This is a genomic window from Arthrobacter sp. HMWF013, assembly GCF_003061105.1.
Taxonomy (GTDB): Bacteria; Actinomycetota; Actinomycetes; order Actinomycetales; family Micrococcaceae; genus Arthrobacter.
Map to the genome: position 1 here is coordinate 11,065 of NZ_QAIQ01000671.1, position 1,419 is coordinate 12,483.

2 protein-coding genes are annotated in these 1,419 nt (G+C 67.7%); one reads left to right on the forward strand and one right to left on the reverse strand.

The window, feature by feature from the left end:
- On the forward strand, positions 1 to 518 hold a 518-nt coding region (locus DBR22_RS25010), incomplete at its 5' end, for a substrate-binding domain-containing protein (RefSeq protein WP_258229382.1).
- Positions 519 to 549: 31 nt separating this feature from the next.
- Here the strand turns inward: DBR22_RS25010 and DBR22_RS21860 are convergent.
- Positions 550 to 1,044 (reverse strand): SRPBCC domain-containing protein, encoded by a 495-nt coding sequence (locus tag DBR22_RS21860; RefSeq protein WP_108600707.1) that lies wholly within the window; start codon positions 1,042 to 1,044, stop codon positions 550 to 552.
- Positions 1,045 to 1,419: the final 375 nt, after the last annotated feature.

Consider the following 1,419-nt stretch of genomic DNA (forward strand, 5'->3'; position numbering starts at 1 on the left):
GCATCGCACACTTAACGGGCGACGCCGAGCTGAACAGGGACTTCAAGCTCCCTGGTCTCCGCCAGGCCGGCTTCGAAGCGGCTATGGCGGACGCCGGACATCCCGTCAGGCCCGAATGGGAGGTCTCCGCGGACTTCACCATCCAGGGCGCGTATGCGAGGGCCCGCAACCTCCTGGCCACGGCGTCCGAGCGTCCCACCGCAGTGTTTGCCGCGTCCGACGAAATGGCCATCGGTACCATCCTCGCCGCCCGCGATTTCGGTTTGCGCGTGCCCCAGGATCTGTCCGTGATCGGCATGGACGGTCACGAACTCGGCGAAGTCTTTGGACTCACCACCATCAACCAGGATGCCCGCGGCCAGGGCTCCCTCGCAGCCCGCATGCTGCTGGATACGCTCGACGACGGCGCCAAGCCCGGTACCCGGCGCACCGCACCGGCTCCCGCGGCCACCGATCACGAATACCCTACGGAGTTCCTTGTCCGCTCCAGCACAGCCGTCCCGCCCTCGCAGAGCTAGGACCGCCGGGCTAGGCCGCCTGGCCGCTGGGCTAGGCCGCCTGGCCGCCCATAAAGCGGACAAACCGGTCCAGCACCACCGGCCAGCTGCCCGCGGCAGCCATCCGGGTTGCAGACGGATCCTCGGCACCCTCCCAGCCATCCTGGACCAGCCGCACCTCTGTGCCCTCGGCAACGGCGCGGAAGGCGACTCTCAGCTCGGTGGACCACAGGGCCGTTGTGCCGGGGTGCCAGGAGGCGTGGAAGGACAGCGGCGGCTGCCAGTCGTCGATGGTGCCCCAGACGGCCGTCCTGCCATCGTCAGCCGTCTCCAGGATGAGGATGTCCTCGAACTCAACGTAGGAGCCCGCACCAAACACGCTGTTGGATTCCATCGGCCACCACAGATGGGTGTGGTCCGTGAAACCAGCAAAGGTCTGCGCAACCGGCCCCGGCACCACCACAGTCCAGATCACCGGATCCAGCTCTGCCCCTGCCTCGTTGTCTTCGGGGGTCGACGCCTCCGCGTGGCTGAAAAGGTTATCCATGGACGCCAACTCTACGCCGCCGGCCCTCCCTCCTCCTGCACCGCCTGGGGCACGCTCTGGCAGTTGCTGCCGTGTCCGGGTGGACGCTCTCTCACTTCCTGCACCGTCTGAAGGAGCGCTCTGTCTGGTTATCAGCGGCCTTCGGGGAAAGTTTTTGGTAAGGTCCGACGGCGGTGCGTGGCCGGCGGGGGGTCGTGGACTTTCTGCGGGTGCCAGGGCGTTGGGTGAATCGGTGCAGGGAGTGCCGGAGGGTTCCCCGGGTTCGTGCGGGTGCTGCCAGAGCGGTGGGAGGATCGGTGCAGGAAGTGCCAGAGGGTCTGTGGCTGGCCGGGGGTGTGTGGTGTGGCCTGTGCCTTGGGTGCCCGGCGGGGGTGT